The 25,438-nt window shown below is 71.7% G+C and carries 26 protein-coding genes and 2 pseudogenes; 16 read left to right on the top strand and 12 right to left on the bottom strand.

What is annotated here, in order from left to right:
* The first annotated feature begins 5 nt into the window (after positions 1-5).
* On the top strand, positions 6-905 hold the full coding sequence (locus tag ACZ5NH_RS40755; RefSeq protein ID WP_468782858.1) for a LysR family transcriptional regulator: 900 nt from the start codon (positions 6-8) through the stop codon (positions 903-905).
* Here ACZ5NH_RS40755 and ACZ5NH_RS40750 read toward each other — a convergent pair.
* On the bottom strand, positions 902-1,669 hold the full coding sequence (locus ACZ5NH_RS40750) for an MBL fold metallo-hydrolase (RefSeq protein WP_468782856.1): 768 nt from the start codon (positions 1,667-1,669) through the stop codon (positions 902-904). The two genes, ACZ5NH_RS40755 and ACZ5NH_RS40750, sit on opposite strands and share 4 nt — an antisense overlap.
* A gap of 56 nt (positions 1,670-1,725) precedes the next feature.
* On the opposite strand from ACZ5NH_RS40750, the gene ACZ5NH_RS40745 reads away from it, so the two are divergent.
* Positions 1,726-2,691, top strand: a complete 966-nt coding sequence (locus ACZ5NH_RS40745; RefSeq protein WP_468782854.1) for an ArsR/SmtB family transcription factor — start codon at positions 1,726-1,728, stop codon at positions 2,689-2,691.
* Between the two features lie 198 nt (positions 2,692-2,889).
* Here ACZ5NH_RS40745 and ACZ5NH_RS40740 read toward each other — a convergent pair whose 3' ends face one another.
* On the bottom strand, positions 2,890-3,489 hold the full coding sequence (locus ACZ5NH_RS40740; RefSeq protein ID WP_468782852.1) for a peroxiredoxin-like family protein: 600 nt from the start codon (positions 3,487-3,489) through the stop codon (positions 2,890-2,892).
* Between the two features lie 93 nt (positions 3,490-3,582).
* Between ACZ5NH_RS40740 and ACZ5NH_RS40735 the strand changes: the two genes are divergently transcribed.
* A complete protein-coding gene (locus ACZ5NH_RS40735; RefSeq protein ID WP_468782850.1) occupies positions 3,583-4,197 on the top strand; it encodes a TetR/AcrR family transcriptional regulator in 615 nt (204 codons plus the stop codon).
* Positions 4,198-4,211: 14 nt separating this feature from the next.
* On the opposite strand, the gene ACZ5NH_RS40730 is transcribed toward ACZ5NH_RS40735, so the two are convergent.
* Positions 4,212-4,985, bottom strand: a complete 774-nt coding sequence (locus ACZ5NH_RS40730) for an MBL fold metallo-hydrolase (protein ID WP_468782848.1) — start codon at positions 4,983-4,985, stop codon at positions 4,212-4,214.
* A 98-nt stretch (positions 4,986-5,083) separates the two neighbouring features.
* On the opposite strand from ACZ5NH_RS40730, the gene ACZ5NH_RS40725 reads away from it, so the two are divergent.
* From ACZ5NH_RS40725 to ACZ5NH_RS40710, 4 genes and pseudogenes are all read left to right on the top strand, one after another.
* The gene (locus ACZ5NH_RS40725; RefSeq protein WP_468782882.1) at positions 5,084-5,707 is read left to right on the top strand and encodes a CGNR zinc finger domain-containing protein; all 624 of its coding nucleotides are present in this window, start codon (positions 5,084-5,086) and stop codon (positions 5,705-5,707) included.
* A gap of 32 nt (positions 5,708-5,739) precedes the next feature.
* A pseudogene (locus ACZ5NH_RS40720) lies at positions 5,740-5,916 on the top strand (phosphate ABC transporter ATP-binding protein); the annotation flags it as partial.
* A 180-nt stretch (positions 5,917-6,096) separates the two neighbouring features.
* Positions 6,097-6,372 (top strand): hypothetical protein, encoded by a 276-nt coding sequence (locus ACZ5NH_RS40715; protein WP_468782846.1) that lies wholly within the window; start codon positions 6,097-6,099, stop codon positions 6,370-6,372.
* 152 nt (positions 6,373-6,524) lie between these two features.
* On the top strand, positions 6,525-8,351 hold the full coding sequence (locus tag ACZ5NH_RS40710) for a phosphatidylglycerol lysyltransferase domain-containing protein (protein ID WP_451552297.1): 1,827 nt from the start codon (positions 6,525-6,527) through the stop codon (positions 8,349-8,351).
* A gap of 138 nt (positions 8,352-8,489) precedes the next feature.
* On the opposite strand, the gene ACZ5NH_RS40705 is transcribed toward ACZ5NH_RS40710, so the two are convergent.
* The 5 genes and pseudogenes from ACZ5NH_RS40705 to ACZ5NH_RS40685 form a co-directional block, all read right to left on the bottom strand.
* A complete protein-coding gene (locus tag ACZ5NH_RS40705; RefSeq protein WP_468782844.1) occupies positions 8,490-9,899 on the bottom strand; it encodes a sensor histidine kinase in 1,410 nt (469 codons plus the stop codon).
* The gene (locus tag ACZ5NH_RS40700) at positions 9,900-10,631 is read right to left on the bottom strand and encodes a response regulator transcription factor (protein WP_388619217.1); all 732 of its coding nucleotides are present in this window, start codon (positions 10,629-10,631) and stop codon (positions 9,900-9,902) included.
* Between the two features lie 139 nt (positions 10,632-10,770).
* Positions 10,771-11,358, bottom strand: a complete 588-nt coding sequence (locus ACZ5NH_RS40695) for a CE1759 family FMN reductase (protein ID WP_451552299.1) — start codon at positions 11,356-11,358, stop codon at positions 10,771-10,773.
* Positions 11,355-12,440 (bottom strand): LLM class flavin-dependent oxidoreductase, encoded by a 1,086-nt coding sequence (locus ACZ5NH_RS40690; RefSeq protein ID WP_468782841.1) that lies wholly within the window; start codon positions 12,438-12,440, stop codon positions 11,355-11,357. The genes ACZ5NH_RS40695 and ACZ5NH_RS40690 overlap by 4 nt, the downstream gene beginning before the upstream one ends.
* 101 nt (positions 12,441-12,541) lie before the next feature.
* Positions 12,542-12,679, bottom strand: a pseudogene (locus tag ACZ5NH_RS40685) (zinc-binding dehydrogenase); the annotation flags it as partial.
* A 25-nt stretch (positions 12,680-12,704) separates the two neighbouring features.
* Between ACZ5NH_RS40685 and ACZ5NH_RS40680 the strand changes: the two are divergent.
* Positions 12,705-13,109, top strand: a complete 405-nt coding sequence (locus ACZ5NH_RS40680; protein ID WP_450982876.1) for a winged helix-turn-helix transcriptional regulator — start codon at positions 12,705-12,707, stop codon at positions 13,107-13,109.
* Positions 13,110-13,127: 18 nt separating this feature from the next.
* On the opposite strand, the gene ACZ5NH_RS40675 is transcribed toward ACZ5NH_RS40680, so the two are convergent.
* Positions 13,128-13,607 carry a hypothetical protein gene (locus ACZ5NH_RS40675; protein WP_468782839.1) on the bottom strand — a complete coding sequence of 160 codons (480 nt, stop codon included), beginning with the start codon at positions 13,605-13,607 and terminating at the stop codon, positions 13,128-13,130.
* A gap of 123 nt (positions 13,608-13,730) precedes the next feature.
* Between ACZ5NH_RS40675 and ACZ5NH_RS40670 the strand changes: the two genes are divergently transcribed.
* Genes ACZ5NH_RS40670 through ACZ5NH_RS40660 form a run of 3 tightly spaced genes read left to right on the top strand, consistent with a single transcriptional unit; the run spans position 13,731 to position 15,051 of the window.
* Entirely contained in the window at positions 13,731-14,069 is a 339-nt protein-coding gene (locus tag ACZ5NH_RS40670; protein WP_388636674.1) for a YnfA family protein, read from the top strand.
* Between the two features lie 53 nt (positions 14,070-14,122).
* A complete protein-coding gene (locus ACZ5NH_RS40665; RefSeq protein WP_388636677.1) occupies positions 14,123-14,884 on the top strand; it encodes an SDR family NAD(P)-dependent oxidoreductase in 762 nt (253 codons plus the stop codon).
* Positions 14,884-15,051 (top strand): hypothetical protein, encoded by a 168-nt coding sequence (locus ACZ5NH_RS40660; RefSeq protein WP_388636680.1) that lies wholly within the window; start codon positions 14,884-14,886, stop codon positions 15,049-15,051. Before ACZ5NH_RS40665 ends, ACZ5NH_RS40660 begins: the two co-directional genes overlap by 1 nt.
* 36 nt (positions 15,052-15,087) lie before the next feature.
* Here the strand turns inward: ACZ5NH_RS40660 and ACZ5NH_RS40655 are convergent, their stop codons facing one another.
* Entirely contained in the window at positions 15,088-16,281 is a 1,194-nt protein-coding gene (locus ACZ5NH_RS40655) for an RtcB family protein (RefSeq protein ID WP_388636682.1), read from the bottom strand.
* 223 nt (positions 16,282-16,504) lie between these two features.
* On the opposite strand from ACZ5NH_RS40655, the gene ACZ5NH_RS40650 reads away from it, so the two are divergent.
* From ACZ5NH_RS40650 to ACZ5NH_RS40640, 3 genes are all read left to right on the top strand, one after another.
* The gene (locus ACZ5NH_RS40650; RefSeq protein WP_468782836.1) at positions 16,505-17,371 is read left to right on the top strand and encodes a DUF3558 domain-containing protein; all 867 of its coding nucleotides are present in this window, start codon (positions 16,505-16,507) and stop codon (positions 17,369-17,371) included.
* A 128-nt stretch (positions 17,372-17,499) separates the two neighbouring features.
* Positions 17,500-18,375, top strand: a complete 876-nt coding sequence (locus ACZ5NH_RS40645) for a DUF3558 domain-containing protein (RefSeq protein WP_468782834.1) — start codon at positions 17,500-17,502, stop codon at positions 18,373-18,375.
* A gap of 130 nt (positions 18,376-18,505) precedes the next feature.
* Positions 18,506-19,738 carry a DUF2637 domain-containing protein gene (locus ACZ5NH_RS40640; protein ID WP_468782880.1) on the top strand — a complete coding sequence of 411 codons (1,233 nt, stop codon included), beginning with the start codon at positions 18,506-18,508 and terminating at the stop codon, positions 19,736-19,738.
* 57 nt (positions 19,739-19,795) lie between these two features.
* On the opposite strand, the gene lysS is transcribed toward ACZ5NH_RS40640, so the two are convergent.
* Positions 19,796-21,535: a lysine--tRNA ligase gene (lysS, locus tag ACZ5NH_RS40635; protein WP_468782832.1), complete on the bottom strand. Its 1,740-nt coding sequence runs from the start codon at positions 21,533-21,535 to the stop codon at positions 19,796-19,798.
* A 149-nt stretch (positions 21,536-21,684) separates the two neighbouring features.
* Here lysS and argS point away from each other — a divergent pair, with 149 nt between their 5' ends.
* Positions 21,685-23,463 carry an arginine--tRNA ligase gene (argS, locus tag ACZ5NH_RS40630; RefSeq protein ID WP_388636694.1) on the top strand — a complete coding sequence of 593 codons (1,779 nt, stop codon included), beginning with the start codon at positions 21,685-21,687 and terminating at the stop codon, positions 23,461-23,463.
* 81 nt (positions 23,464-23,544) lie between these two features.
* A complete protein-coding gene (locus tag ACZ5NH_RS40625; RefSeq protein WP_468782829.1) occupies positions 23,545-23,931 on the top strand; it encodes a VOC family protein in 387 nt (128 codons plus the stop codon).
* 26 nt (positions 23,932-23,957) lie between these two features.
* Here ACZ5NH_RS40625 and ACZ5NH_RS40620 read toward each other — a convergent pair whose 3' ends face one another.
* A complete protein-coding gene (locus ACZ5NH_RS40620) occupies positions 23,958-25,301 on the bottom strand; it encodes a helix-turn-helix domain-containing protein (RefSeq protein ID WP_468782827.1) in 1,344 nt (447 codons plus the stop codon).
* Between the last annotated feature and the right edge of the window lie 137 nt (positions 25,302-25,438).

Genomic DNA, 25,438 nt, shown 5'->3' with positions numbered 1-25,438 from the left:
GATTCGTGGATCTTCAACAGCTGCGGTACGTCGTCGCCGTCGCCGACACGCTCAACTTCACGCGTGCCGCGGAACGGTGTCAGGTGGTGCAGTCCGCGCTGAGCCACCGGATCGCCGCGCTTGAGCGGGAGTTGGGGGTGCGGCTGTTCGCCCGGTCCAGCCGCCGGGTGGAACTGACCGGCGCCGGCGCGGCGTTCCTCGTGGGCGCGCGCGAGTGCCTGGCCGCCGCCGACCGTGCGGTCGCGGACGCCGCCGCCGCGACCGGCGTGGTGCGCGGGCGGCTCGCGGTTGGCGTGATCGTGACCACGGCGGCCGTCGACGTACCCGAGTTGCTGCAGCGCTACCACGCCCGGCATCCGGAGGTCAGGGTCGTCCTGCGGTCCGGCCGCAGTGACGAGATGGCGGCGGCGATCCGCGCCGGGGAGCTGGACATCGCGTTCCTGGGCCTGCCGGAGGGTGAGCGGCCGGCCGGACTGGAGACGGTCGTACTCGATCACGACCAGCATGTCCTGGTGGTGCCGGCCCAGCACCGGCTGGCGGGCGCGTCCCGGGTCACGCTGGCGGAGATCGCCGGCGAGACCTTCGTGGACTTCGTGGCCGGGACGCCCGCCCGCGCCCAGTCCGACCGGGCGTTCGCCGCCGCGGGCCTGTCGCGTGACGTCGCGTACGAGGCGGGGGTCGTGGAGCTGATCATCCGGCTGATCGGGCGCGGGCTCGCCATCGCCCTGCTGCCGTTGGCTTTCATTCGGCCGCTCGCCGACGGCGATCCCCGACTGGCCCTGGTGCCGGTGGTCGACGGGCCGCGACGCCTGGAGTATCTGGCCTGGAGCCGGTTCAACCCGAGCCCGGCGACCCGGGCGATGCTCGACGTCCTCGGGGTCAGACAGCCGTCGGCGCGGTCCTAGTACCCGCGTACGGGTCGGCGCAGGTAGGCGTCGGCCAGTTCGCGCAGCCGGCCCGGGCCGAAGGGGCGGCCGTGGCCGGGCAGGACGACGCGGACGTCCAGGTCCGCGAGGCGCGCCAGGCTCCGGCGGTAGGCGGCGGGGTCCGACTCGGGCAGATCGTCGATGAGGTCGCCCTCGTAGAGCGCGTCACCCGTGAACAGCGCGCCCGTGCGCTCCTCGTACAGGGCGATGCAGCCGGGGGTGTGTCCGGGCAGGTGGAGGACGGTCAAGGCGCGGCCGCCGACGTCGAGTTCGTCCCCGTCCAGCAGGGTGCGGGTCACCGGCAGCGGGCCGACGCGATAGGTGCGGGGGTCGTAGCCGGGGTGGGGCAGCGCGTCGATCAGCAGATCCGGTACCGGCTCGCCGCCCGCGTCGATGCCGAGTCGTGCGTACAGCTCGGGGCCGTACAGGCTCGCGGGCACACCTTCCGCCAGGGCCTCGGCGGCGGCCGGGTGCGCGGCCCGCACGCGGAACTCGTGGGCGCCGCCGACATGGTCCAGGTGGGCGTGGGTGAGGACGGCCAGCGGGTCCCGGTCGAAGAGGCGCGGCAGCTGCCGGCGCAGCGCGGCCACGCCGAGCCCGGTGTCCACGACGAGGTCCCGCCCGGTGCCGCGCAGCCACCACACGTTCCCCCGCAGCAGCGGGTGGACATGGGGTTCCCTGATCCGTACGACGCCGTCGGCCGGTTCCGTCAGCTCGTACCAGCCGTCCACGAGAGCAGTCATGGGCGGGATCCCACCAGGGCGCCCGCCGGCCGGGCGAGACATTTACCGTAGGGCGAATGTTGCTGCTCCGGCTCGATGTCGACGACCTGGCCTCGGTGCGGTTCGCGAGTTCGCCGCTGACCGAGACCGTCCTCAGCCTGTGGGCGTGGCAGAACCCGGTGCGGCACGCCGAGCACCAGCCCTTCCTGCGCCGCTCCGCCACGCTGCTACGACAGCTCGACTGGCCCCTGCTGCAGGCTCTGGTCGGCCCGCGCAGGCGGATACCCGACTTCCTCACTCCGCACCCGGCGTCGCCCGTCCCCGACATCGACGACGAGTTCACCGCCCTGCGCGCGACCCCGGCCGACCGGGTGGCGGCCGAACTGGCCGACGCATCGGCCGACTTGGCGCCGCACCCCCTGCTACGGCCCCCGCACGGGGACCCGGCGGCCCTGCTCGCGCGGATCGCCGACGCCCTGCACGCGTACTGGACGCTGGTGATCGCCCCCAACTGGCCGCGGATGCACGCCGTGCTGCGGGCCGACGTCCTGCACCGCGCCCGGCGGCTGGCCGACGGCGGCGCCGCGGCGCTGTTCGCCGGGATCGACCCGGGACTGCGCTGGCGCGGCGGCACGTTGGCCGTGGACGCGCTGCGCCACGAGCAGCGTGATCTCGCCGTGGACGGCCGCGGGGTGACGCTGAGCCCGTCGCTGTTCTGCGACCGCGTCATCACCCTGGTCGACCCCGCGCTCCCGCCCCGGATCGGCTACCCGGCGCGGGGCCGCGGCACCGTCTGGGACCCGCCCGCGCCGGCTCCGCCGGCCGCGCTGGCCGAGCTGCTCGGCCGGACCCGGGCCCGTCTGCTGGCCGCGCTCGCCGAACCCGCGAGCACGACCGATCTGGCCCGCCGGCTGGGCCTGAGCCCCGCCGCGGTCAGCCGGCACCTCGGTGTGCTGCACCGTGCCGGTCTGCTCACCCGGGCGCGGGACGGGCACGCGGTCCTCTATCTGCGCAGTGCCCTCGGCGACCGGCTGTGCGGCTGAGGGCCGCGGGTCGCCGTGCTGCCCAGCGGACGCAGGGCCGCGTCGGACGGCGAGCCGGGCTCGGCCGTGGAACCTTACACCCGAGGTACAGGTGCGGACCGGGTGACGGGCTCACAGTGCGGGAACTCACCGCTGTGGCTGAACAGTTGGCCGACCGCAGGGCCGCCTCCTTCGGGGCGCCGCAGCGAAGGGTGCCGGTCAGGTCCGCGCGGCGCCGGTCCGTCGTACCGCGTCCGCCAGCTCCAGCAACTCCCCCACCCCCCACTGGTCATACGCGTGCTCGCCGTACTTCGCGGCGAGCACGCCGCCGTCCGCGGCGATCAGGAAATCCGCGGGGAGGCCGAGCCGGCCGCCGTGCGGGCGGGACGCCGGGGGCCGCTCGCGGCCGCGCAGGATCGTCCAGGTACTGCGCAGCACCGCCCGCAGGATCGGCCCCCACACCCGTGGGTCCAGCAGCGCCCGGGGCGCCGACTCCACGCCGAACTCGACGTACAGCCGCTTGTCGGGGTCGGCGACGACGGCGAAGGGCAGGTCCGCCGTATGGGCCCGCAGTTCCTCGGCGGGCGAGTGGAAGACGACGACCTCCCTGATGCCGGCCGCCTCGATCTCCGCGTGCCGCCGTGCGAAGGACCGCAGGTGCAGATTGCAGACGGGGCAGCCCGCGAAGCGGCGGAACTGGAGGTGGACCAGGCGAGCCGGGTCGGGCACGGGGAGCGGCGGGCCGAAGACCGGGGTGAGGTCGCGGGGGCCGAGCCGGGAGCCGGGGCCCAGCGGCCGCCGGGGCGTGGACGGCGACATGGGCAACTGCCTCCCTCGTGGGCACGGCACGGACGCGTAGGCGTATGGCGTACACCTACGAGCGTAAGCGTATGCCGTACGCTGTCAAGCACCATGCCCCGACCCCGCTCCCTCACCCCTGACCGACTGGCCTCGGCCGCGCTCGCGGTCCTCGACCGCGACGGACTGGCCGGGCTGTCCATGCGTACGGTCGCCAAGGAACTCGGCATGAGCACGATGGCCCTCTACCGGTACGTGGCCGACCGCGAGGAACTCGAGCGGCTCGTCGTGGAGTTCGCGCTCGGGGCGGTCGACACCGGGGCCCCGTCGGCGGACCTGCCGTGGCGCGAGCGCGTCGAGGTGATGGTGCGGCGACTGCGGGACACGCTGCGCACGCATCCGTCGGCGATCCCGCTGTCGGTCGCCCACCGGCACCACTCCCGCGCCGTGCTGCGCTGGTCGGAGACGGTGCTCGGCATCCTCACGGACGCGGGCTTCGCGGGCGAGCGCCGGGTCGTGGCCCTGCGCAGCCTGGTCGCCTACGTCAACGGCGCCCTGCAGCTGGCGCAGCTCGGCTCCCTGTCGGGCGCGGGCACGGTGGCCATCTCCGCGCTGGATCCCGAGAAGTTCCCACTCATGTCCGCCACCGCGCGGCATGCCCAAGGCGTGGACCCCGAGCGGGAGTTCTTCGGCGGCCTCGCCGTGCTGCTGCGCGGCCTGGAGCCCTGAGGGACGCTCCCGGTTCAATCCAGCTGGAGCCGGTCCGCCAGGCCCGCCTCCTCGAACGCCTCCACCACGTCCTCGCGGGTCTCGGTGAAGTGGGCCCAGCTGTCGCAGTGGGCCGGGACCACCCGGCGGGCGGCGAGCAGCCGGGCGGCGGCGGCCGTCCCCTTGCCGTCTAGGACGAGGAGGGCGTCGTCGAGGACGGGCATCCGGGGTGCGCCGGCGAAAAGGACGGCGGTGTCGACGGGGGCGTACCGGTCGGCGATCTCCTGGACCAGTTCCAGGGATGCGTTGTCGCCGCTGACGTAGACGCTGGGCAGGTCGGCGGAGGTCAGCAGGAAGCCGGTGACCTCGCCGACGAGCGGCTCGGAGCCCTTGGGGCCGTGCAGGGCCGGGGCGGCGGTGACGGTGACCGTGCCGCCGTCGGGGCGGGGCAGGTCGACGGACTGCCAGGGCATGAGCGGTTCGGTGGTGCCGCCGAGCCGCGCGGCCGCTGCCGGCGTGGTGAGGGTGCGCGGGGTGGCGGCCAGCAGGGCGCGGCCGGAGTGGTCGAGGTTGTCGGCGTGCTGGTCGTGCGAGAGCAGGACGACGTCCACCGGGCCGAGTTCGGCGGCGCTCGTGCGGGGCGGGGCGGTCTTGGTCAGGATGCGGCCGCTGGGGGACGGGTAGTCGCCGGGGTCGTCGAAGGTGGGGTCGGTGAGGAGGCGGAGTCCGCCGTACTCGATGAGGACGGTGGGGCCGCCGAGGACGCGCACGGGAATCTGCTCGCCGGAATCGGCGGAAGGGGCGGCCATGGCGGTTCACCTCACGGATAGAAGAACTGACATCCGTGAGGGACGCTACTCCTTTCTCATGGATGACAGCAACCCGTACCATGAGAACCGTGAACCCCGTGCGCCCAGTGACCCCCGCCGACACGGAGGAGAGCGCCGAGCGGGCCGCCCTGCCGCCCGCGCCCGGCGCCGCCCGGCATCCCGCTCTCGACCTGGCCAACAGCCTGGTCGTCCAGCCCGGCGGACAGCGGGTCGACCTGCTCGACACACCCGCCGCCGCCCAGCGCTGGCTGGTGGAGCGCGGGCTCGCGCCGGCCGACGCAGACCTGCGCGAGACCTGCGCGAGCCGGCTGCGCTCACTGCGTGACCGGATCCGCCCCCTGCTCGCGTCCCGCGTCGAGGGCCGCCCCGCCCCCGCCGACGCCCTCGCCGCCGTCAACGAGGCCCTCACCCTCGTCCCGGCCGCCCTGCTGCTGCACTGGTCGCCCGAGCGCGGCCTCTACCGCTCGACGGCCCACCCCACCACCCAGATCGTCGAACACGCGCTGGCCGCCCTCGCCGCCGACGCCGCCGACCTGCTCACCGGCCCCGATGCCGACCGCCTCACTGCCTGCGGCTCCGCCCCCTGCAACCGGTACCTGCTGCGCCACGGCCGCCGCCACTGGTGCTCCACCCGCTGCGGAGACCGCGCCCGGGCGGCCCGCGCCTACGCCCGCCGCACGGCACGGCCCCAGGGCGACTGAGCGCACCAGAAGCGTGGTGCGTGCACACACCTATCGTGATCGTCACCCACAACATGCAGCAGGCCGCCCGCGTCTCCGACCAGTGCGCCTTATTCCTCGCCGAGCAGGGCACGCCCGGCGGGATCGTCGCGCACGGCCCCACGGAGCAGATGTTCGGCTCCCCGGCGGACGCACGCACGGCGGACTATGTGGCGGGCCGCTTCGGCTGATCCGCCCGCTCACCAGATCCCCCGAACACACCCGGCGCACCGGCCGGGGAGTGACAGCCGACACACCGCGCGGCGTTGTCCGGACGTCAGCGGCGCCGACCCCGGCGGACCCTACGTATTGTAGGTTCCCAACCGCCGGCGGTCGCAGGGCTGTCCATTCGTCTGTTCATCGGGGGATTCATGCAGGACACGGAAACGGAGGCCGGCGGGCAGGTCTGTGCGCGCAGTCTGGCACCGACGCTGACCTTGCTGGTCGTCAGCCTTCTCGTCGCCGCCGTCGGCGTGTACGAGCTGTGCGGGTTCGGGCTGCACAGCCTCGACCGGCGGCCGCATCTGTTCAGTGACGGGCTCGCGACCGGCGGGGTGATCGTCGCCGCGGTCGCGGCCGGCGCGGCGGTGGGAAACCTGGCCTGGCATCTGGCGGCGGCCCGGCGCGGCGGGGGAAGGTCCGGGTAAGAGGCACCGCACGGGAAGGTCCGGGTAAGAGCGATTGTAGGTACGCTCCTCTGCGAACACCGCCCCAACCGGGCTACCCTACAGGCTGTAGGGTCAGGGTGGCCCCGACCGGGGTCTCCCCGTCCCCCTCCCCCCCAAGGTGACCAGTCACCATGCCCGCTCAGCAGCAGACCATGCCCACCCCACAGGTCCCCGCACAGCGCGGCACGCGCCGTGCGCCGCGGCTGCCCGTGCCCGGCCCCCGCCTGCGCGCCCGGGCGGCCTCGGCCACCGTCTGGTACCTGCGGCTGATAGCCGTCTTCAACATCATCGCGGTCATGTCGCTGCCGTTCCGCAAAGAGGTGCAGGAACACAACGACGGCAAGCTCTTCACCGCCCGCCACGTGCACGCGCACACACACCACGCCGGCCAGTTCTTCACCCCGTACCTGGCCACCGCCGGCCTGGCCTCGGCCGCGGCGGCGATCTTCCTGGCGCTGGTGATGCGACGCGGCAAGCGCGCCGCCTGGGTGGTCAACCTGCTGTTCGCGGGTCCCCTGTTCGTGCTCTATGTCCTCGCGCTCACCCAGCACCCCTTCCGCGACCACGCCTTCAACTGGGTCTCCACCGCCCTCACCGGCCTCTTCGTGGCAGCGCTGCTGATCGGCCGCCGTGAGTTCAACGCCATCGGCGACCCCTCCAACCCGAAGCTCGCGCTGGCCGTGGGCGCCGGCGGCATCCTGGTGACCGGCGGGCTCGGCACGCTGCTCGTGCACGCCACCAACAAGCTGCCCCGCGCCCCCTGGGGCGAAGAACTCGCCTACACCCTGCTGCGCGGCATCAGCGTCGGCCCGCTCGCCGACCGGGTCGACTCCGTGCACGCGCCCCGCTGGGCCGACATCATCATCAACGTCCTGCTCGCCGCGGCCTTCCTCCTGGTCCTGTACGCCTGCTTCCGCTCCCCGCGCGGTCGCCGACGGCTCACCGAGGAGGACGAGACCCGGCTGCGGGCCCTGCTCGACAAGCACGGCGCACGCGACTCCCTCGGCTACTTCGCGCTGCGCCGCGACAAGGCCGCCATCTTCTCCCCCACCGGCAAGGCCGCCATCACCTACCGCGTCGTCGGCGCCGTCTCCCTCGCCTCCGGCGACCCGATCGGCGACCCCGAGGCCTGGCCCGGCGCCATCGACGCCTGGCTCGCCGAGGCCCGCCGGCACGCCTGGACCCCGGCCGTCATGGGCGCGAGCGAGGAGGCCGGCACGATCTACGCCCGGCACGGACTGGACGCCCTCGAACTCGGCGACGAGGCGATCGTCGACATCGCCGACTTCACCCTGGAGGGCCGCGCCATGCGCGTGGTCCGCCAGGCCCACAACCGGGTCAAGCGGGCCGGCTACACCGTGCGCATCCGCCGCCACGAGGACATCCCCGCCGACGAGATGGCCCTGCTCATCGAGCGCGCCGACCACTGGCGCGACGGCGCCACCGAACGCGGCTTCTCCATGGCCCTCGGCCGCCTCGGCGACCCGGGGGACGGCCGCTGCGTGATGCTGGAGTGCCGCGACGCGAACGACGAGCCGCGCGCCCTGCTCAGCTTCGTCCCCTGGGGCGAGCACGGCCTGTCCCTGGACCTGATGCGCCGCGACCGCGACTGCGAGAACGGCCTGATGGAGTACATGGTCGTGGAGCTGCTGCTGCGCGCGAAGGAGCTGGGCATCCAGCGGGTGTCGCTGAACTTCGCGATGTTCCGCTCGGTCTTCGAACGCGGCGCCCGCCTGGGCGCGGGCCCCGTCCTGCGCCTGTGGCGCTCAACCCTCACCTTCTTCTCACGTTGGTGGCAGATCGAGTCCCTCTACCGCGCCAACGCCAAGTACCGCCCGGTGTGGGAGCCGCGCTTCCTGCTCTTCGCCAAGAGCAGCGACATCCCGAGGATCGGTCTGGCGAGCGCCCGGGCGGAGGGCTTCCTCGAACTGCCGGGGATGGGCGGCCGGCAATCCTGAGCCGCACGCCCACCGCAGGTCACCGTCGTACGACGCCGATCCGGCACGCTGCTGGCCCACTACCGGCCGGCAGGGTGCCGACGGAGAGGGAGTACGGGGGCCGGGCCGGCCGGTACGCCTGCTCAGCCGCCCCGGTGCTCAGCCGCCGACCGTGAAACCGATCACCGCTCCGCCGCCCTCCCGCCGGAAGGCGAACGGTGCTCCACCATGGGCCATGGCGACCTCGCGGACGATGGACAGACCCAGCCCCGACCCCGGCAGGGAGCGCGCGTCGGCGGCGCGGTAGAAGCGGTCGAAGATCCTGATCAGGTCGCCCTCGGCGATACCCGGCCCCCGGTCCAGCACCTCCACCCGCACGGTCCCCGTCCGCGCGGGCCCGGTGATGTTGACCTCGATGGGCCCCTTGCCGTATCGGTCGAACTTGGCCGCGTTCTCCACCAGGTTCGACATGGCCCGCTGCAGCATCCCGGGCCGCCCGTCGGTGATCGTGTCACCGCTGGTGCGCAGCAGGATCTCGCGCCCGGTACGGCGTCTGGCGAGCCCCACGACGTCCTCGGCGATGTCGGCGAGGTCCACCCGCTGCGGCGGCTCGGTGTCGGACTGCCCCGCCGCGAGGTCGACCAGCTCGTTGACCAGGTCGGTCAGCTCCCGCGCCTCCTGGCTGAGGTCGGCGACCAGTTCCTCCCGGGTGGCGGGGGGCAGTTCGTCGATGCGGCGCAGGAGAGAGATGTTGGTGCGCAGGGACGTCAGCGGCGTACGCAGCTCGTGCCCCGCGTCCTGCACCAGCCGTCGCTGGTCCTCCTCTGACTGCGCGAGCCGGCCCAGCATCCGGTCGAAGGCGCGGCCGAGGCGCCCGACCTCGTCCAGCCCCGCCACCGGCACCTCGATGCCCAGCCGGCGGGTGCGGGCCACGTCCTCCGCGGCGGAGGTGAGGATCACCAGGCGCCGGGTGATCCGGCGGGCCAGCCACCAGCCGAACAGTCCGGCCGCCACCACGACCGCCGACATCAGGATCAGCGTCCGCTGCTGCAGCGTCCGCAGCAGATCCTCGGTGTCGCTGAACTCCTGCGCGACCTGGACCGCGCCCCGCCCGTCGCCGAGCGAGACGGTGGCGATGCGGTACACGTCCGAGTCCACCGGCACGTCCTTGTGCTGGACCACCTTCCCGGCCGTCGTCGCGAGCGCCATGGCCTTGTCGCGGGAGGTGACGGGCAGGCTCGGGTTGCCGTGGTCCACGATCTGCCCCTGCGCGCCCAGCACCTGCACATCGGTGCGGGCGGGCCGGACCAGGTCGTGCCCGGGGCGGGAGGAGGAGAAGTCCTCGGGGACCATCTCGTGCTGCCGCACCTCGCCCCGCACGTCCTGCACGACCTGTGTGAACACCGACTGCTGGTCGACCCGGACGAGCCGTGCGGCGCTGCCGTACGACAGGATGCCGACGAGGATCGTGACGGCGGCGGTGACGGCCGCGAAGGAGACGGCGAAGGTGGTGCGCAGGGAGACCAGCTTGGGCCGGCCGGGGGCCAGCAGCCGCCGCAGGCGGCCCACCTAGTCCTCCCGGAGCACGTAACCCACGCCCCGCACGGTGTGGATGAGCTGCGGGGCGCCGGGCTCGTCGAGCTTGCGGCGCAGGTAGCCGACGTAGACGGCGAGGTTCTTCGAGCCGGGCCCGAAGTCGTAGCCCCAGATGCGGTCGTAGATCGTGGAGTGGTCGAGCACGATGCCCGCGTTGCGCACGAGCAGTTCCAGCAGCTCGAACTCGGTTCGGGTCAGCTCCAGCTCGCGCTGGCCGCGCCAGGCCCGGCGGGCCTGCAGGTCCATGCGGATGCCGGCGGCCTCGACCTGCCGGTCGGAGATCTGGACGTCCCGGCCGCCGTTGTCGCCGCCGGTGGCGCCGCTGCCGGCGGGCACCGGGCTGGTGCGGCGGAGCAGGGCGCGCAGCCGCGCGAAGACCTCCTCGACGTCGAACGGCTTGACGACGTAGTCGTCGGCGCCGGCGTCCAGGCCCGCGATCCGGTCGGCGGTCTCCACGAGGGCGGTGAGCATGAGGATCGGGGTGCGGTCGCCCTCGGCGCGCAGCACCCGGCAGACCTGGAGGCCGTCGATGCCGGGCATCATCACGTCGAGCAGGAGGACGTCCGGCGGCGTCTTGTGGGCCTGTGCCAGCGCCTCGACGCCGTCGGCCACCGCCGTCACCTCGTACCCTTCCAGGGTCAGGGCACGCTCCAGGGCATGACGGATGGCACGGTCGTCTTCAGCGAGCAGCACAGTCTGGGGCACGCACCCAGTTTGCCAAGGCCCGCAGCGGTTCGGTCGAGGCGAGCGGACCTACGATCACCCTTTTTACCCCTCTCTCACCGTCAGACGGGCAACCCGGCCCGCCGCCCTACCGTCTTTTCACCTTGCCTGAGCGCCCGGACTAGGCGCCGAGCCGGGCGAGCTGTTCCTCGAACGGCACGACCTGCGGCTCGGCCTGCTGCCCGGCTCCGCCCGCCCGCAGCCCCGACATCAGTGCGGCCAGCTCCCCCGCCGCCCGCTCGATCCGCCCGGCGAGCCCTTCCTCGCCCCAGTCCTCCGACGCCGCGTACACCGCCGTGGGGACGATCACGGCCCGCAGGTAGGCGAACAGCGGCCGCAGGGCGTGTTCCAGCACCAGCGAGTGCCGGGCCGTGCCGCCGGTGGCCGCGAGCAGCACCGGCTTGCCCACCAGGGCGTCCTTGTCCAGCACGTCGAAGAACGACTTGAACAACCCGCTGTACGACGCCGAGAACACCGGTGTGACGACGATCAGCCCGTCGGCGCTCGCCACCGCGTCCTGCGCGGCGGCGAGCGCCTTCCCGGCGAACCCGTTGGTGAAGTTGTGCGCGATCTCGACGGCGAGGTCCCGCAGCTCGATCACCTCCACGTCCGCCTCCGCCCGCCGCGCCACCGCGGCGGCCAGCCGGTCGCCCAGCAGCCGGGTGGAGGAGGGGACGCTCAGTCCCGCGGACACGATCACCAGCTTCATACGGCGCTCGCCTCCTTCGCGGCCAGCAGGGACCGGTGGGTCGGCGCCTCCGGCACGTCCGCGGGCCGGCCGTTCGCGAACTCCTTGCGCAGCACGGGCACGACCTCCTCGCCGAGCATGTCGATCTGCTCCAGCACGGTCTTCAGCGGCAGCCCGGCGTGGTCCACCAGGAACAGCTGGCGCTGGTAGTCACCGGCGTAGTCACGGAAGGACAGGGTCTTCTCGATGACCTGTTCCGGGGTGCCGACGGTGAGCGGGGTCTGGTCGGTGAAGTCCTCCAGGGAGGGCCCGTGGCCGTAGACCGGCGCGTTGTCGAAGTACGGCCGGAACTCGCGTACCGCGTCCTGCGAGTTCCTCCGCATGAAGACCTGGCCGCCGAGGCCGACGATCGCCTGCTCGGGGGTGCCGTGCCCGTAGTGCGCGTACCGGGTCCGGTACAGCTCGACCATCCGCTTGGTGTGGTCGGCGGGCCAGAAGATGTTGTTGTGGAAGAAGCCGTCTCCGTAGTAGGCCGCCTGCTCGGCGATCTCCGGGGAGCGGATGGAGCCGTGCCAGACGAAGGGCGGTACGCCGTCCAGCGGGCGCGGGGTGGAGGTGAAGCCCTGCAGCGGGGTGCGGAACTTGCCCTCCCAGTCCACGACGTCCTCGCGCCAGAGCCGGCGCAGCAGGGCGTAGTTCTCGATGGCGAGGTTGATGCCCTGGCGGATGTCCTGGCCGAACCAGGGGTAGACCGGCCCGGTGTTGCCGCGGCCCATCATCAGGTCCACGCGCCCGTCGGCCAGGTGCTGGAGCATCGCGAAGTCCTCCGCGATCTTCACCGGGTCGTTGGTGGTGATCAGGGTGGTGGACGTGGACAGGATCAGCTTCTCCGTCTGCGCCGCCACATAGCCGAGCATCGTCGTCGGGGACGACGGCACGAACGGCGGGTTGTGGTGCTCACCGGTGGCGAAGACGTCCAGGCCGACCTCCTCGGCCTTGAGCGCGATGGCGACCATGGCCTTGATCCGCTCCGCCTCGGTCGGCGTACGCCCCGTGGTGGGGTCCGGCGTGACATCGCCGACCGTGAAGATCCCGAACTGCATGGTCGCTCACCCTCCAGGTTGTTTACGGTTCAACTATATCCGCTGAACCGCCACCCCTGCCGGGTTATTCCGGTCACCCCGCGAGTCCGCCACCTCAGAGCTCAGGGCACGAGCACCAGCCGCCCGCGCACCCCGCCCTCCGCGAGCCGCGCATGCGCCTTGGCCGCCTCCCCCAGGGCGTACGTCTCGGCCACCCGCAGGGTCAGCACCCCCTCGTCCACCAGCCGCACCAGCAGTGCGTAGCTGACCCGAAGGGAAGAGCCCATGGCGACCATGACCGCCGCCCAGCGCCGCGAGCAGGCCCGCGCCGACTACGACGCCTTCCTGCGCGAATGCCCCACCAACCAGCTCCTCGGCCGGCTCAGCGACAAGTGGGTCAGCCTCGTCGTCGCCGCCCTGGCCACCGGTCCCATGCGCTACAGCGACCTCGGCCGCAAGATCGCCGGCGTCAGCCCCAAGATGCTCACCCAGACCCTGCGCACTCTCGAACGGGACGGCATCATCAGCCGCACGGTCACCCCGTCCGTCCCCGTCCGCGTCGACTACGAACTCACCCCGCTCGGCGGCAGCCTCGCCGCCCTGCTGACCGCCGTGAAGGACTGGGCCGAGACCCACTTCGAGGAGGTACGAGCGGCCCGCGAGCGCTACGACGCGCAGAACCCCGCCTGAGCCCCCGATCGGCGGGCCTCAGAAGGCGTACGCGTCCCCGGTGTCCAGCACCAGCACCTTCGCCTGGTCGTTCGTGCGGCCCTCGTCCGTCGCGCCACCGGCCCACACCGTGTCGATGTCCAGCGTGACCTCCGACGGCTTCTCCTTCAGCCGCACCGGCACATCCAGCTGCTCCCCCACCCCGTTCGCGGCCAGCGCGCCCGTGCCGCACAGCACCGTCCGGTCGTCCTCCCGGACGCACCGCGCGGGCAACCGCTGTTCCTCGGCCAGCGCCACCGACCAGCGCAGCCGCACGGTCGCGTCCGGCACGGCGGCGGGCCCGCCGTTGCGCGGGGTCAGCTTCACCTCCACCCGGTCCCCGTCCATCACCGCGCTCCCGTGGAACGCCAGACCGGCCGCGGGCACGGGCGCCGGAGCGGCCACGGCACCCCCCGCCCCCAGCACCACACCGGCCAAGGCCCCCGCCGCACCCCAGGTCCACATCCGCACGCCGCTCACCACTCCACGCATCCGATCCGACTGGCGTAGGGATGTATGCCACGCGGACAACGGGGCAGGCGCCGTCCATCAGGTGACAGGCCGCGCCGGGGCCCCCGCGGCCCGCATGCCAAGCTGCTGACCATGTCGATCCTCCGCTCCGCCGCCCTGTTCGTCGTCGCCGCCGTCTTCGAGATCGGCGGCGCCTGGCTGATCTGGCAGGGCGTGCGCGAGCACCGGGGCTGGCTGTGGATGACCGGCGGGGTCCTGGCCCTCGGCGCGTACGGATTCGTCGCCACCTTCCAGCCGGACGCCCACTTCGGCCGCATCCTGGCCGCGTACGGCGGCATCTTCGTCGCCGGCTCACTTCTGTGGGGCGCGATCGCGGACGGCTACCGCCCCGACCGCTACGACATCGTGGGCGCGCTGATCTGTCTCGCCGGGATGGCCGTGATCATGTGGGCCCCGAGGAACGGCGCCTGAGCCTCACTTACGCTGGACGGAGCCGATAGCCACCAGAACTCCAGGAGCTGCCCATGGCCCCCGCCTCCCGCATCGCCGTCGTCACCGGTGCGAGCAGCGGCATCGGCGCCGCCACGGCCCGGCAGCTCGCCGCGGCCGGCTACCGCGTCGTCCTCACCGCCCGCCGCAAGGACCGTATCGAGGCGCTGGCCGAGGAGCTGACCAGGGCGGGCCACTCGGCGGTCGCCTACCAGCTGGACGTGACCGACCGCGCGGCCGTCGACGAGTTCGCGACGGCCTTCCAGACCATCGGCGTCCTGGTCAACAACGCGGGCGGCGCCCTCGGCGCGGACCCGGTGGCCACCGGCGACCCCCAGGACTGGCGCACGATGTACGAGACGAACGTCATCGGCACCCTGAACCTCACCCAGGCCCTGCTGCCCAAGCTGGTGGCGAGCGGCGACGGCGTGGTCGTGGTCGTCTCCTCCACCGCCGGCCACGGCACGTACGAGGGCGGCGGGGGCTATGTCGCCGCCAAGCACGGCGCCCATGTCCTCGCCGAGACCCTCCGCCTGGAGATCGTCGGCCGCCCGGTCCGCGTCATCGAGATCGCCCCCGGCATGGTCAAGACCGACGAGTTCGCCCTGACCCGCTTCGCCGGCGACGAGGCGAAGGCGGCCAAGGTCTACGAGGGCGTGGCCGAGCCCCTCACCGCCGACGACGTGGCCGAGACGATCACCTGGGCGGTCACCCGCCCCAGCCACGTCAACGTCGACCTGCTCGTCCTGCGCCCCCGCGCCCAGGCGTCCAACACCAAGGTCCATCGGGAGCTGTGATGCCCGAATCCCCCGAGACCCCCGACGCCGCCGACTCCCTCGAGAAGGCCCGCCTCGCCCAGGAAACAAAGGACGAACGCAAGGTCTGGTACTTCCTCGGCTACTTCCTCTTCGGCATCCACATCGTGGCCTTCGTGATGATCTACGCGGTACGGCACGCAAAGTGAGCCCGGCCCCCGGCACCGGCCGGGGGCCTTTGCGTGTCAGCCCTTCACGCAGACAACCTGCTTCAGCTTCGCCACCACCTCAACGAGGTCGCGCTGCTGCGCCATCACCTGGTCGATGTTCTTGTAGGCACCCGGAATCTCGTCCAGCACGCCGGAATCCTTACGGCACTCCACGCCCCGGGTCTGTTCCTCCAGGTCCTTGGTCGTGAAGTGACGCTTCGCCGCGTTACGGCTCATTCGCCGACCCGCCCCATGCGAGGCGGAGTTGAAGGCCTTCGCGTTCCCGAGCCCCTTCACGATGTACGAGCTGGTGCCCATCGAGCCGGGGATGATCCCGAAGTCACCGGATCCGGCCCTGATCGCCCCCTTACGGGTGACGAGCAGGTCCACGCCCTCGTACCGCTCCTCAGCAACGTAGTTGTGATGGCAGGAGATCTCCTGCTCGAACGTCGGCTTGGCCTTCTTGAACTCCTTGCGGACAACGTCCTTCAGGAGCGCCATCATCAGCGTGCGGTTGTACTTGGCGTACTCCTGCGCCCAGAACAGGTCGTTGCGGTAGGCCGCCATCTGCGGGGTGTCCGCGACGAAGACGGCGAGATCGCGGTCGATCAGGCCCTGATTGTGCGGCAGTTTCTGGGCCACGCCGATGTGGTGCTCGGCAAGTTCCTTGCCGATGTTCCGGGAACCGGAGTGAAGCAGGAGCCACACCGAATCGGACACGTCAATACATATCTCGACATAGTGGTTCCCGGCGCCGAGTGTACCCATCTGCAAAGTCGCCCGCTCCCGCCGGAACTTCACAGCATCGGCGACCTGGTCGAACCGCCCCCAGAAGTCCTCCCACCCCGCCGTCGCCAGCCCATGGAAGTCCCCCGGCTCCACGGGATCCTCATGCATCCCCCGCCCCACCGGAATCGCCTGCTCGATCTTCGACCGCAGCCGCGACAGGTCACCCGGCAGGTCGTTCGCCGTCAGCGACGTCTTCACCGCCGACATCCCGCACCCGATGTCCACCCCGACCGCCGCCGGGCACACCGCGCCCTGCATGGCGATGACGGAGCCGACCGTCGCGCCCTTGCCGTAGTGCACGTCCGGCATCACGGCCAGGCCCTTGATCCACGGCAGGGTCGCCACGTTCTGGAGCTGACGCAGGGCCACGTCCTCGACCGTCGCGGGGTCGGTCCACATCCGGATCGGGACCTTCGCGCCCGGCATCTCCACGTACGACATACGTTCCTCATTCCCCCGAAAATGACAACAAAGGCTTACGCAAGGCTCATAAGCAGCAAAGCGGAAAAGCGGCGCCGGCGCCGGTGAAAAAGGACAAGGGACCGGCGGCCACGGCAGCGCGTGCGATACACATTGTCTCCAGGGGACGCCCCGCTGCGGCAAGCGAATAACCAGCGGGGACACTGGAGCACCAAGCGAGCGCACACCCGAGAGGAGCCCGACCGTGCAGCGGAAGGCGTACGTAACCGGCACCGCCGCCCTCCTCGCGGCGCTGCTGGCCGGCTGCACGAGCGGCACGAGCGGCGGCAGCCCGACGGACAACGCCAATCCGGGCAACGCCGGCACCGCCTCGCCCGTCGCCCAGCCCGGCAAGTACCGCACGCTGCCCGAACCCTGCCGCGCGATCGGCCACGACACCCTCGACTCGATGCTGCCCGGCATCAAGCAGATCGCCGACCCCGGCCAGCGGGACAAGGCCTACCAGGGCCAGGCCGCGCTCACCTATGACACCGATCGCAAGGTCGGCTGCCACTGGAAGGTGGAGTCCACGGACGCCACCGACCGCCTCTCGGTCGACTTCGAGCGCGTGGTGTCGTACGACAACACGGTCAGCGACGACGACCAGGCGAAGAAGCTGTTCGAGGGCAAGGAGTCGGCCGCCGACCTCCCCGCGCCGAGCAGCTCCTCGACGACGGGCGGGACGACCGGCACGAGCCGGACGAGCGGGACGAGCACGCCGACGCCGACGTCCTCGCCGTCGCCCAGCGGCTCGGCCTCCTCCTCCGCGAACGCCGGCGCCTCCGCCTCCGGCTCCTCCTCCGCCTCCTCCTCGGATTCCGCCGCGGCCGATCTGCAGCCGCGGGTGCTGACCGATCTCGGTGACGAGGCGTATATCGACGACCAGCTCGGTTCGTCCGGTTCGACGGCCGAACAGCGGACGGTGACTGTGGTGTTCCGCACGTCCAACGTGGTCGTCACCATCGAGTACGAGGAGCAGCCGACGACCGTGGGAACGGCCCCCGACAGCAAGGAAATGCAGGACAGGGCCCGTAAACTGGCCGCTCAACTGGACGACACGCTGGGCGGTTGACCGCCACGGGAGCCGTTCGCCGCACCGCGCGGAAAGCGCCCGAACCGAAACCGCACAGCTCCTTCACCGCGTACCGTGGGCCCCCGCAGGAACCCGCACGAACACCGAGCGTCATGAGTGAAGGAACCATGCAGCGAGCAGCCCAGCGAGACGACCGTGCCCAGCGAGAGATGCGTGGCAAGCGCCTGAGCCGTGTTCTTGTCTGCGCCGCAGCCGTGCCGGCGGTGCTGATCACCGCCGCCTGTTCGTCGGACTCGGGCGATTCCAAGGGCAAGGCCACGGACAGCAGCGCGCAGCAGTCCACGGGCGGCGGCACGACGCCCTCGGCGGGCGCGTCCGCGTCCGTTCAGGCGGCCGCGTACCAGAAGCTGCCCGACGCGTGTGCGGTGCTGTCGAAGCAGACCCTGACGGATCTGGTGCCGAAGGACACGTCGGGCAAGAAGGGCGGTTCGGACGATCCGTCGTCGCGGACCTCCTGCTCCTGGAGCAGCCTGGACAACAACGGGGTGAAGGGCTCGCAGTTCCGGTGGCTGAACGTGTCCCTGCTCCGGTACGACTCGGACAGCACGCGCGGTGCCGGGGACACGCAGGCCCACACGTACTTCGTCCAGCAGGTCAAGGATTCCGCGTCGGTGGCCGGCGCGCAGAACGTCAAGCAGCTCCCGCTGTCCGGCACGGGCGCGGAGGCGACGGCGGTGCGCTACGACCTGAAGAAGAAGGAAGGCCTGTTCAAGCAGCAGACGGTGGTCGCGCGGGTCGAGAACGTGGTCGTCACGCTCGACTACAACGGCGCCGGTCTCGCGGGCGAGAAGACCCCGGACGCCGACGCCCTGACGAAGGCCGCGGAGAGCGCGGTCAAGGAGGCGGTGGGCGCGGTGGCGTCCGCCAACGGCGGCTCGTCGTCGGCGGGTTCCGCGTCGTCGGCCCCGTCGAAGTCGGCCTCCCCGTCCAAGTCGGCCTCTTCCAGCGCTTCTCCGTCCAAGTCGGCCACGAAGAAGAACTGACCGAGGGGTCCGGAGGGGTCCGAAGCCCCGACCGGTACCACGTTCGCCGTTCGCGTGTGCCACCCTGTTGCGCGCAACAACAGGCAAAGGGAGGGGAGTACGCGTGGCCGCGCCACTGCAGCTGACTCGGATGCACCGCGTTCTCATCGGCGTGGTCGTGACCGGCGCCTTGATCATCGCCGGCATCGGCTTCGCGGGTTCCTACGCGGCCGTCCGTGCGCTGGCCCTCAAGAAGGGCTTCGGGAACTTCTCCTATGTGTTCCCGGTGGGCATCGACGCAGGCATCTGTGTCCTGCTGTCCCTGGACCTGCTGCTGACCTGGATCCGCATCCCCTTCCCGCTGCTGCGCCAGACGGCGTGGCTGCTGACGGCGGCGACGATCGCGTTCAACGGCGCCGCCGCCTGGCCGGACCCGCTGGGCGTCGGCATGCACGCGGTGATCCCGGTGCTGTTCGTGGTCGCCGTGGAGGCGGCCCGGCACGCGATCGGCCGGATCGCCGACATCACGGCGGACAAGCACATGGAGGGCGTCCGGCTGACCCGCTGGCTCCTCTCCCCCCTGCCCACCTTTCTCCTCTGGCGCCGTATGAAGCTGTGGGAGCTGCGCTCCTACGACCAGGTGATCAGGCTGGAGCAGGAACGTCTCGTCTATCAGGCGCGCCTGCGCTCCCGCTTCGGCCGCGCGTGGCGCAGGAAGGCTCCCGTGGAGTCCCTGATGCCCCTGCGGCTGGCGAGGTACGGGGTCCCGCTGGCAGAGACGGCCGCGGCCGGCCTCGCGGCGGCGGGCATCGAGCCGAGCCTGATACCCGCCGCGTCAGCGGGCAGTCGTGCCGCCGGTGCGGCCCCCCTCCCACAGCAGGCGGCACCCGTCGGCGGGCAGCGCCCCGAACTGCCCCGCCAGAACACCGGGCAGCCGGAAAGCGCTCCCGTGGACGAGCAGAGCCCCTGGTTCCAGACCCCGCGCGAGGTCGAGTACCACGGCGGCTACGACCCCACCTACGACCCGATGCTGCAAGAACCTCAGTACGCCCCCGAGGAGCAGTACGAGGAGTGGTACGAGGAACAGCCCCCCGAGCAGTTCCAGCAGCCCTCGCCGGAGGAGACCGGCAGCTTCCCCATCCCGGTGGGCCCGAACCGCACCCGTGAACTGGGCGAGGGCGGCGGCCCCCCCGAACCCGACGAGGAGGCCTACTACCAGGTCTTCCGCCAGTCGATCGACGGCAGCTACCCCACGCCCCGGGTCCTCGGCGACAACATCCAGGCGACGTTCGGGACGACGCTGAGCCCCAGCGCGCTGAAGGCCCTCGCGGAGCGCTTCCAGCAGCGCCACTCCGCAGAACTCGAAGCGGACCACATCGCGTGACGCAGACGAGGAGGGGGCGCCCGGTGTCACCGGGCGCCCCCTCCTCGTATGTCGCGGCTACTCCCCGAGCAGGGCCCGCACCCGCTCCTGCCCCACCGCGAGCAGCAGCGTGGGCAGCCGGGGGCCGGTGTCCCGCCCGACGAGCAGGTGGTACAGCAGGGCGAAGAAGGACCGCTGAGCCGTCTTGATCTCGGCCGGCAGCTCCTTCGGTGTGGCGTCGGCCGGGAAGCCGGCCTGCACCTTGGGCACTCCGTACACGAGGTGGGTCAGGCCGTCGAGCGACCAGTGGTCGGCGAGCCCGTCCAGCAGCAGCCGCACCGACTGCTGGGAGGCCTCGTCGAGGGACTTCAGCAGCTCGGCGTCGGGCTCCGCGCGCACGATGGTCCGCTGGTCGGCGGGCACGTGCGTGTTGATCCAGGCCTCGGCCCTGTCGTACCGGGGCCGCACCTCGTCCAGGGACGCGAGCGGCTGGTCCGGGTCCAGTTCGGACAGGATCCGCAGGGCCTGGTCCTCGTGCCCGGCGGTGATGTCGGCGACGGACGCGAGCGTGCGGTACGGCAGCGGGCGCGGCGTCTTCGGCAGCTCACCGGCGGCCGTGCCGACCGCGCGGGTGTACGCGGCCACGTCGGCCGGCAGCGCGGAGCCGTCGGCGACCTTCCCGGCCAGCTTGTCCCACTCGTCGTAGAGCCGCTGGATCTCCTGGTCGAAGGCGATCTTGAAGGACTGGTTGGGCCTGCGGCGGGCGTAGAGCCAGCGCAGGATCTGCGGCTCCATGATCTTCAGCGCGTCGGCGGGGGTCGGGACCCCACCGCGCGACGAGGACATCTTCGCCATGCCGCTGATGCCCACGAACGCGTACATCGGGCCGATCGGCTGCTTCCCGCCGAAGATCCCGACGATCTGCCCGCCGACCTGGAAGGACGAGCCCGGCGAGGAGTGGTCGACACCGCTCGGCTCGAAGACGACGCCCTCGAACGCCCAGCGCATGGGCCAGTCGACCTTCCAGACCAGCTTGCCGCGGTTGAACTCGCTGAGCCGGACCGTCTCGGCGAAGCCGCACGCGGTGCAGGTGTAGGCCAGCTCTGTGGAGTCGTCGTCGTACGAGGTGACGGTCGTCAGGTCCTTCTCGCAGTTGCCGCAGTACGGCTTGTACGGGAAGTACCCGGCGGAGCCGGAGCTGCCGTCGTCCTCGGACGCGGCGCCCGAGCCCTCCTCGGCCTCCAGCTCGGCCTCGTCGACGGCCTTCTGCTGCTGCTTCTTCGGGGCCTTCTTCGTGCGGTACTGGGCGAGGATCGCGTCGATGTCGCCGCGGTGCCTCATGGCGTGCAGGATCTGCTCGCGGTAGGCGCCGGAGGTGTACTGCGCCGTCTGGCTGATCCCGTCGAACTCGACACCCAGCTCGGCGAGCGAGGCGATCATCGCGGCCTTGAAGTGCTCGGCCCAGTTCGGGTACGACGACCCGCGCGGCGCCGGCACCGAGGTCAGCGGCTTGCCGATGTGCTCGGCCCAGGTCTCGTCGATGCCCGCGACGCCCGCCGGGACCTTGCGGTAGCGGTCGTAGTCGTCCCAGGAGATCAGGTGCCGGACCTGGTACCCGCGGCGGCGGATCTCGTCGGCGACCAGGTGCGGGGTCATGACCTCGCGCAGGTTGCCGAGGTGGATCGGGCCGGAGGGGGAGAGGCCGGACGCGACGACAACGGGTTTACCCGGGGCCCGGCGCTCCGACTCCTCGATGACCTCATCCGCGAAACGGGAGACCCAGTCGGTGGTCTCGGTGCTCTGAGCCACGATCGGCACGTCCTTCTTTCTGAACGGGGTGGCACTCCGTCTGATCGGGGTGACACTCCATTCTCACAGACCGGGATGCGACGGCGAAAACGGCTTTACCTGCCGTGGGATACTGGCTGGGTCTATCCATTCCCACGAGGAGAACGGCACCCATTCCTATGGCCTCGGTCACGTCCCTCAGCGACAACGTCCAGCAGCACCTCGCGTCCGCCCTCTCGGCCACCCTGCCTCAGGCCGCCGGCGCGGACCCGCTGCTGCGACGAAGCGACCGGGCCGACTTCCAGGCCAACGGGATCCTGGCCCTGGCCAAGAAGGCGAAGGCCAACCCGAGGGAGCTGGCGACGCAGGTCGTCTCCCAGGTGGTGACGGGTGACGAGCTGATCAAGGACGTCGAGGTCTCCGGCCCCGGCTTCCTGAACATCACGATCGCGGACCGCGCGATCACCGGGAACCTGGCCGCGCGGTACGCGGACGAGACGGGCCGCCTCGGCGTGCCGACCGCCGCGCAGCCGGGCACAACGGTGATCGACTACGCGCAGCCGAACGTGGCGAAGGAGATGCACGTCGGCCACCTGCGGTCGGCGGTGATCGGCGACTCGGTGGTCCAGCTCCTCGAGTTCACCGGCGAGAACGTGATCCGCCGCCACCACATCGGCGACTGGGGCACCCAGTTCGGCATGCTCATCCAGTACCTGGACGAGCACCCGCACGAGCTGGACCACAAGGCGTCCACCGAGGACACGCTGGCTTCGGGCGAGGAGGCGATGTCGAACCTCGACCGCCTCTACAAGGCCGCGCGGAAGCTCTTCGACTCCGACGAGGAGTTCAAGACGCGGGCCCGCCGCCGGGTGGTCGACCTCCAGGCCGGCGACCCGCACACCCTGGCCACGTGGCAGAAGTTCGTGGACGAGTCGAAGATCTACTTCTTCTCGGTCTTCGAGAAGTTGGACATGGAGATCCGCGACCCCGACATCGTCGGCGAGTCCGGTTACAACGACATGCTGGCCGAGACCTGCCGCCTCCTGGAGGAGTCGGGCGTCGCGGTCCGCTCGGAGGGCGCCCTGTGCGTCTTCTTCGACGACATCAAGGGCCCGGACGGCAACCCGGTCCCGCTGATCGTCCAGAAGTCGGACGGCGGCTACGGCTACGCGGCGACGGACCTGTCCGCCATCCGCGACCGCGTCTTCAACCTGAAGGCGAACAACCTCGTCTACGTGGTGGACGCCCGCCAGGCCCTGCACTTCAAGATGGTCTTCGAGACGGCGCGCCGGGCCGGCTGGCTGAACGAGGACGTCACCGCCTTCCAGCTGGCCTTCGGCACGGTCCTCGGCAAGGACGGAAAGCCGTTCAAGACGCGTGAGGGCGAGACGGTCCGCCTGGTCGACCTCCTCGACGAGGCGATCGACCGCGCCTCGGCCGTCGTACGGGAGAAGGCCCAGGACCTGTCCGAGGAGGAGATCGCCGAGCGGGGCGCCCAGGTGGGCATCGGCGCGGTGAAGTACGCGGACCTGTCGACGTCGGCGAACCGGGACTACAAGTTCGACCTGGACCAGATGGTGTCCCTGAACGGCGACACGTCCGTCTACCTGCAGTACGCGTACGCCCGTATCCAGTCCATCCTCCGCAAGGCCGGCGGGACCCGCCCGGCCGCGCACCCGGAGCTGGAACTGGCGGAGGCGGAGCGCGCCCTGGGCCTGCATGTCGACGCCTTCGCGGAGACGGTGGCGGAGGCGGCGGCGGAGTACGCCCCGCACAAGCTGGCCGCGTACCTCTACCAGCTGGCGTCCCTGTACACGTCCTTCTACGACAAGTGCCCGGTCCTGAAGGCCGAGACGCCGGCCCAGGTGGAGAACCGCCTCTTCCTGTGCGACATCACGGCCCGCACCCTGCACCAGGGGATGGCCCTGCTGGGCATCAGGACGCCCGAGAAGCTCTGACTCCCTGACGGGCAGCCGGCGCGCGGGTCGGGAGCGGAATTAGGACGGCAGCTGTCCTACTTGCGCCCTAGGGTCCTCCTCATGACTACGGAGACCGCTTCCGCACCCGCGTTCCGCTACGCCGCCGTCACCTTCGACTGCTCCGACCCTGCCGAAATGGCCCGTTTCTACGGCGAGTTGCTCGGCATGTCCATCCAATACTCCACCGACGACTTCGTCCTCCTCGGCAAGGAGGGCGCGACCGGCCTCGGCTTCAACCGCCTCGCGGACTACCGCCCGCCCACCTGGCCGGACCCGGCGCAGGAGAAGCAGGCGCACATCGAGCTGGGCGTGGACGACCTGGACCTCGCCGAGAAGCGGCTGCTGGAACTGGGCGCCGCCAAGCCGGAGTTCCAGCCGGGCGGGGAGCGGTGGCGGGTGCTGCTGGATCCGGCCGGGCACCCGTTCTGCATCACGACGCTCGTCTGAGGAGGTTCCCCGCTCCCCCGCTCCTCCTAACCGGTGGCCGGCGGGGTGTACGGCTGCCACTCGTCGGCGCCGTCGGCGTTGTACCAGTAGGCCTTGTCGCCCCTCATGGCGACGGTGCGGAACGGTTTTCCGTGGTCGTCGATCCGGGCGGTGCCCTGCTGGTCGCCGCTGCTCCAGCTCAGTTCGAGGTACCAGGTGACGTCGTGGCCGTCGGTGCTCGCGTCGATGTTGAGCACCTCCGGGTCGTCCACGGACACCTTGTACGGGAAGTTCGTCGCGCTGCCCTCATCACCGGGCACCGGCCGCGCATTCGGGGACGGTGCGTCGAGGTCGACGGCGAACGAGGAGGGGGTGAGGCCGCCGCCGCACTGGCTGCCCATCGTGTAGGCGTTGCCTCTCGGGGCCGCCCCGATGCTGGTCGTCACGACCCTGAGCGCGTGCAGCACCACGGGCCGACTGTTGCTGCCCTGCACGGTGACCTGCAGCCGCAGATGCCCGGCGGGTACGGCATCCTCCGCGGCGGCCCAGCCGCCGGTGGCCTGACTCGCCGGCGGCGGAGGCACCCTGCCCGGCGGCCGCTGGACGAGGAACCACTGGTCGCAGGGCATGTCCCAGTTGTTCGTCAGGACGTTCACATGGAAGGGCGGTGTGGTGCCGGCGCCTGGGGTGCCGCCGCCCGAGGACACGTCGGCGTCCGCCGCCGTCCCGGCGGAGGGGCGGGCGTGTGCCGACGGGGACGGTGACTTGCCGGAAGGCGGGGCGGAGGTTCCGGCCGGGGCGCGCCCGGAGGCGGTCACCCCGTGACGCGTGGCACCGGGTCCTCCGGCCGCGTGCGTCGTGCTCCCCCGCCGGCCGCCGGTGTCCGAGCCGGACTGTGCTGCCACGGCGACCACAGCGGCCGAGACGGTGACGGCACAGGCGACGGCGGCCACGAGGGCCGACCGGCGACGGCGGGTCCGGGCGGCCGGAGCGGGGAGAGCGGCCGTCGGCGCGAGGTCGCTGCCGGCTTGGGCGGGCGCCGGAGCCTCGGCGGCCAAGGGGGTGCCGGTGGCCAAGGGGGTGTCGGAAGCCTCTCCCACCCCTGCAACGGCGTTCTCCGCCCGGTCCCCGGCCTCCGGCACCCTCCGCCGAGCGGCGTCCGCCAGGATCCAGCGGCGGTGCAGTTCCACCAACTCGTCCGGGGTGGCCCCGCACACCCGCGCGAACCGCTCCAGCGGGGCGTACTCGTTCGGCACCGTCGTGCCGTTGCAGTAGCGGTGCAGCGTCGACGTACTGACGTGAAGCCGCTTGCCGAGCGCACCGTAGCTACGGCCGGAGCGCTCCTTCAACGCGAGCAGCAGCTCGCCCAGTTCCCGGGACTCGTCCGCCATCGTCTCTCCCCACCGTCCCGGAACGGCGTTCCAGGCCCCCACGTTTCCCCAGTTCAGACGGGGCGGAACCGTTCCAGGGTTCCCAACTCCCCCGGAAATCTAGCGCGTGGGACGAATCGCCCCGCACGGTTCAGGTC

It is taken from the genome of Streptomyces sp. NPDC031426 (assembly GCF_055581585.1).
This window is presented reverse-complemented; position numbering and strand designations above follow the sequence as displayed.

Coding starts and splice junctions, on each gene's coding strand:
- ACZ5NH_RS40680 (WP_450982876.1), top strand. CDS start 12,705: ATGGCGACCATGACCGCCGCCCAGCGCCGCGAGCAGGCCCGCGCCGAC.
- ACZ5NH_RS40655 (WP_388636682.1), bottom strand. CDS start 16,281: ATGTCGTACGTGGAGATGCCGGGCGCGAAGGTCCCGATCCGGATGTGG.
- ACZ5NH_RS40670 (WP_388636674.1), top strand. CDS start 13,731: ATGTCGATCCTCCGCTCCGCCGCCCTGTTCGTCGTCGCCGCCGTCTTC.
- ACZ5NH_RS40640 (WP_468782880.1), top strand. CDS start 18,506: ATGCACCGCGTTCTCATCGGCGTGGTCGTGACCGGCGCCTTGATCATC.
- ACZ5NH_RS40710 (WP_451552297.1), top strand. CDS start 6,525: ATGCCCGCTCAGCAGCAGACCATGCCCACCCCACAGGTCCCCGCACAG.
- ACZ5NH_RS40730 (WP_468782848.1), bottom strand. CDS start 4,985: ATGGCCGCCCCTTCCGCCGATTCCGGCGAGCAGATTCCCGTGCGCGTC.
- ACZ5NH_RS40690 (WP_468782841.1), bottom strand. CDS start 12,440: ATGCAGTTCGGGATCTTCACGGTCGGCGATGTCACGCCGGACCCCACC.
- ACZ5NH_RS40620 (WP_468782827.1), bottom strand. CDS start 25,301: ATGGCGGACGAGTCCCGGGAACTGGGCGAGCTGCTGCTCGCGTTGAAG.
- ACZ5NH_RS40625 (WP_468782829.1), top strand. CDS start 23,545: ATGACTACGGAGACCGCTTCCGCACCCGCGTTCCGCTACGCCGCCGTC.
- ACZ5NH_RS40750 (WP_468782856.1), bottom strand. CDS start 1,669: ATGACTGCTCTCGTGGACGGCTGGTACGAGCTGACGGAACCGGCCGAC.
- ACZ5NH_RS40660 (WP_388636680.1), top strand. CDS start 14,884: ATGCCCGAATCCCCCGAGACCCCCGACGCCGCCGACTCCCTCGAGAAG.
- ACZ5NH_RS40735 (WP_468782850.1), top strand. CDS start 3,583: ATGCCCCGACCCCGCTCCCTCACCCCTGACCGACTGGCCTCGGCCGCG.
- ACZ5NH_RS40665 (WP_388636677.1), top strand. CDS start 14,123: ATGGCCCCCGCCTCCCGCATCGCCGTCGTCACCGGTGCGAGCAGCGGC.
- ACZ5NH_RS40715 (WP_468782846.1), top strand. CDS start 6,097: ATGCAGGACACGGAAACGGAGGCCGGCGGGCAGGTCTGTGCGCGCAGT.
- ACZ5NH_RS40695 (WP_451552299.1), bottom strand. CDS start 11,358: ATGAAGCTGGTGATCGTGTCCGCGGGACTGAGCGTCCCCTCCTCCACC.
- argS (WP_388636694.1), top strand. CDS start 21,685: ATGGCCTCGGTCACGTCCCTCAGCGACAACGTCCAGCAGCACCTCGCG.
- ACZ5NH_RS40745 (WP_468782854.1), top strand. CDS start 1,726: ATGTTGCTGCTCCGGCTCGATGTCGACGACCTGGCCTCGGTGCGGTTC.
- ACZ5NH_RS40740 (WP_468782852.1), bottom strand. CDS start 3,489: ATGTCGCCGTCCACGCCCCGGCGGCCGCTGGGCCCCGGCTCCCGGCTC.
- ACZ5NH_RS40645 (WP_468782834.1), top strand. CDS start 17,500: ATGCAGCGAGCAGCCCAGCGAGACGACCGTGCCCAGCGAGAGATGCGT.